This window comes from Adlercreutzia sp. DFI.6.23 (assembly GCF_024462535.1).
Classification (GTDB): Bacteria; Actinomycetota; Coriobacteriia; order Coriobacteriales; family Eggerthellaceae; genus Adlercreutzia; species Adlercreutzia rubneri.
In genome coordinates, this window is the sequence record NZ_JANGBP010000676.1 from 1 (window position 1) to 293 (window position 293).

A 293-nucleotide genomic window follows, 5' to 3' on the forward strand; every position below is an offset into this window, starting at 1 on the left:
CTCATCGAGCAGGTGGCGGGCCGCGCCGGCCGCGCCGAGCTGGACGGGCGCGTCATGGTGCAGACCTACGAGGCCGATGACGTGGCCATCCGCGCCGCCGCCACCTACAACCGCGGGATGTTCCTGCGCGCCGAGCTGCCCAAGCGCAAGCTTTTGGGCTACCCGCCCTACGTGCGACTCTTCCCGGTGCGAGCCGCGCGAAAGCACGAACCTTTACCCCAGCAGGGCTGTCACCTTCCCGAGCAAAGGCTCGAAGGAGACGCCGCGGTCTTCGAAATTGGGCTGCTTGGCGG

1 pseudogene is annotated in these 293 nt (G+C 68.6%); it reads left to right on the top strand.

Going from position 1 to position 293, the window contains the following annotated elements:
* Window positions 1-293: pseudogene (locus NE591_RS15025) on the top strand (hypothetical protein); the annotation flags it as partial.